General features: G+C 75.9%; 2 protein-coding genes. Both read right to left on the bottom strand.

Annotation, left to right across the window (positions count from 1 at the left end; genetic code table 11):
* The coding region (locus ETD85_RS60555) for a LamG-like jellyroll fold domain-containing protein (protein ID WP_138698811.1) at positions 1–2758 on the bottom strand (2758 nt) is incomplete at its 3' end.
* Positions 2759–2779: 21 nt separating this feature from the next.
* On the bottom strand, positions 2780–4189 hold a 1410-nt coding region (locus ETD85_RS60560; protein ID WP_138698812.1), incomplete at its 5' end, for a fibronectin type III domain-containing protein.

Consider the following 4189-nt stretch of genomic DNA (forward strand, 5'->3'; position numbering starts at 1 on the left):
CCGACTGCACGACCCCGCCGGCCCGCCGCACCCGCGCCCTGGCCTGGACGGTGTAGGTCGCGCCGATGGCCAGGCTCTCACTGGTGAACGTCGTCTGCCGCGCCGCGGGGTCGTCGATCGTGCGCGTCTCCACCACGCCGTCCGGGCCGGTCAGCGTGACGGTGAAGCCGAGCAGGGTGCCCTCGCCCGCGTTCGCCGCCTCGAACCGCCAGGACGCGCCGATCGACCTGGCGGGGGAGAGGGTGTCGGTGAGCGGGTCGAGCACCGGCCCGGGGATCGGCGGGAGCGCCGTGGTGACGGTGGCGAAGGGGGACAGCGCCATGCCGCCGATCGCGCGCACGCGGAACGTGAGCTCCTGCGCCGCGGAGGCGCGCTCCGCCTCGCTCAGGGTGATCTGCGCCGTGCCGTCCGGCCAGTCCCGGTAGGCGGGTTCGGCCGCGCCGGCGAGGGTCAGCTCGGCGTAGCAGTGCTCGGCGCCCGTGGCCGTCCAGGTGGCGTCGATCCGGCCGCTGTCCTGGTCGTAGGCCAGGGCCGTGCCGGTTGGCGCGGCGATCGGGGACGCGGCGCTCCACGCGCCCACGTTGCCGGGGGTCGTCGCCCGTACGGACACGCTGGTCGCGCCGGCCACGGCGAGCCGGTCGCTGACGTCGGCGCTCAGCCCCGTCGCGTCGGTCACCGGCCCCCGCGTGCCGTCGGTCGTGACCTGGACCTGGTAGGCGACGGTGAGCCCCGGGTTGACGGCCGGCCACCGGGCGGTGAGCACGACCCGCGCCGCGCGCGTGGACGGAGTCGTGCACTCCAGGACCGGCACCGGGGTGACGAGCTGGTCGATCGTCAGCGAGGCCGTCTCCACCGCGCCGAGGGAGCCGGGCGCGAGGGCCCGGATCGCGCAGCTCACGGCCGTGCCGCCGGGGAAGTCCGCGGCCGGGGCCGGCACGCTCGCGCCGCCCGTGACCGAGCTCTCCGCGTGGAAGACCGTCCCCGCCTTGCTCAGCCGCAGGTACGCCGCCGGCTGCGCGGCCGCCCACGACACCTCGATCGTGTGCGTCTCCACGAGGTGGCGCAGCACGGGCGTGAGCGCGACGGGCGTGACCGGCACGCTCTCCGGCCCCATGATGCCGTCGTCCACCGCGGCCACCGTGATCGTGTGCGCGTCGGCCGCGCCGAGCAGGGAGGTCACGTCGTAGCGGGGCTCGAGCGACGTCAGGCCCGTGATCTCCGTGGCGTTCCGCAGCACCCGCACCTCGTAGGTCGCGGTCGGCGTCACCCGCTCCCACATGACCGCCAGCGCGTCGGTCCCGGGCGTGTACGCCCAGCTCAGCACCGGTACGGCCACGTCGTGCGGGCTGACGGGGACGCTCGCCCACGAGCCGATCGCCCCGCCGCCGAAGGCCCGGATCCGGACGTCGTACACCGTCCCGAGCGAGAGCGGATAGGCGGCGCGGGTGACGTCGTGGCGGGTGGCGCCGCCCGCCAGCGTCTCCGCGTGCGGGGGGCCGCCGTCGCGCGGCGCGACGAGCAGCCGCAGCCCCTCGGCCCCGGCCGGCGGCGTCCACGAGCACACCAGCGTGCCGTCGGCGAGCCGGTAGCGGGCCGCCAGCGTGGCGGGCGGCGGGGCGGCGTACCGGGGCTGGGCCGGTCCCAGCGAGCCGAGCGCGAAGGCGCGCACGTCCAGCCGGGTGGTGCCGTCCAGGTCCATCCGGCCGGTCAGGTCGTGGGTCAGGGCCTGTACGCCGTCCTGCACCGAGGCGGGGGTGGCCGCGCCGCCCTCGTACCGCTCCAGCGTGAAGGACTCTCGCTGGGGCAGGTCGGCCCAGTTCGCGGCGAGCCGGCCGGTGGCGGCGTCCCAGGCCAGCCGGACGTCGGGGACCTGCGGCTCGAACGCCGTGACGCGCACCGGATCGCTCCACGGCCCCGGCCCGGCCGCCGTGTACCCGGCCACGGTCACCTCGATCTCGGCCGGGAGCGGGTGGGCCTGCGTCGTGTAGGACAGCCCGGTCGTGTCGGCCGTCTCGTGCCACGTGCCGTCCAGCGATCCCAGCCTGACGTGGTACCCCGTGGGCGATCCCGCCGGTGCGGCCCAGGTCGCGGAGAGCCGGCCGGTCCTGAACCGCAGCGGCGACGGCGTGATCGCGGCCGAGGGATTCTGCGGCGGCGGCACGTCCAGCGGCCAGTGCAGCACCAGCCCGGCCGTGCCCGGCACGGCCCGCCGGAACTGGCCCTTCTTCACCTCTTCCGCCGTCAGCGCGCTGTTCCACACCTGGACCTCGCTGACCAGCGCGGCCAGCCCGCCCCCGACGGCCAGGTCGCCGCCGGCCATGGGCCGCATGGCCGTGGGCAGCCCGGCGGGCGAGCTGAAGGCGAGGATCTCGTCCAGGTACACGCAGACCGCGTAGTGCCCGGCCGGGCCGGCCACCTTGTAGGTGACCACGAGCCGGTGCCAGGCGCCGTCGTTGACCGCGACGCCCGTGGGCCCGCCGCTCGCCGTGCCCAGCCGGATCTCCAGGTTCGCCGCGTTGCGCACGGTCAGCGGGCCGACCCCGGCCCGCTCCTGCGAGGTGTAGGAGAACAGCGTCTCCGTGCCGGTGGCGCTGGTCGTCAAGAGCCACATCGCCAGCGTGCCGGCCGCCGGCTCGAAGCCGGACAGGCAGGTGGCCTGCAGCAGGCCGGTCGCCTGCAAAGAGCAGACGGGCTGCGGGTCGCCCGCGGCGCTCTCGTAGCGCAGCACGGGCATGGGCCGCTCCAGCGGCATACTCATGAGGATCTCCCGATGGAACGGTCAGACGGCAGGAGTCGTCGTGATGGACGTGACGTTGCCGAGCGGGTCGTACTCGTAGGCGGTCCGCGTGTCCTCGTCGTCCACGCCCCGGATCCGGCCGAGCCCGTCACGGGTGATGCGCTGGTGGCGGGTGTACGGCCCGGTGGCGGCCGGGCTCCACGGCCCCTCGCTCACGCCGTTCCTGCCACGAACCCTGGCCTGGTAGGCGACGCCGGCCACCAGCGCCGTGAGGCCGGCGGGGGAGGCGGGCGCGTCCGCGACGGCGCCGGGCACGCCGTCCGCGATGACCTGCACGCCGTACCGCGCGGCGCCGGCCAGCGGCTGCCACGAGACGGTGACGTGGGTGCCGTCGGTCGCCACGAGCAGCCCGCGCGGGGCGGTCGCGATCACCGGGACGGGGGTGGTCCACGGGCCGCTCGCGATGCCGGCGACGCCGCGCAGGCGCACCTTCGCGTCCTGGGCGGCCGTGATCGCCGTCCTGAGCCCCAGCGGGCTCGCGGTGCCGGTGGCCGTGGCGGCCGGCTTGCCGTCCACGACGGCCTCGGCGCCGACCCCGGCCGTCGCTCCGGACGGCGCGGTGAAGGCGACGGTGACGGTCGTCCCGTCGTACTGGACCGCGCTCACGTCCGGGACGGCCGAGACGAGCGGCACGGGGGCCGACCACGGGCCGGAGATCTGGGAGCCGACGGCGCGCACCCTGGCCCGGTAGCGGGCGGCCGGGCTCAGCGTGACGGGGACGTCCGCGGAGATGGTCCTGGCCGGCACGATGACCACCTGGCGGTTGTCGGCGTCCAGGACCTCGACGTCGTAGGCGAGCATCGACGGGACGGCCCGCCACTCCGCGTGCAGCGTGCCCGCGTCGTAGTCGAGCCTGGTGAGCGCCGGGGCCTCGCCGATCGTCTGCCCGTACGGCGGGCCGGGGGAGACGTAGGCGACCGGCCCCGTCGGCGCCATGGTGTTGCCCGCGGCCGACAGGTCGGAGCCGTCGCGCGCGCTGAAGTCCCAGTAGCCCACGAGGCCGGTCTCGGTCCCCGTGAGCCGCGTCAGGTCGGGGGCCGGGCGGGCGGCGCGCCACAGGGCCACCGCGCCGATGGACCCGTCGAAGGCCCTGTACGGCTGCTGGACCTGGTCGGTCGTGCCGATGGTCAGCCGCATCCGGTTGTCGACGTCGAGCGGGGTGCGCCCCGAGCCGGTGGCCGTGACGGGAACGTTCCGGCCGTCGATGTGGATCTCCAGCAGGCCCGCCCGCCGGATGCCCGCGACGTGGTGCCAGTAGCCGTCGTTGATCGTGACGCCGGACTGGACCGCCGGGGCCGTGTAGGCCACCCAGAAGCTCATCCCGTCGTCGGTGTCGAACGAGACCGTGCCGTCCGGCTTCACCAGCAGCAGGAATCCGCCCTGGCCCCTGTC

This window comes from Nonomuraea zeae (assembly GCF_005889725.1).
GTDB classification, from domain to species: Bacteria; Actinomycetota; Actinomycetes; order Streptosporangiales; family Streptosporangiaceae; genus Nonomuraea; species Nonomuraea zeae.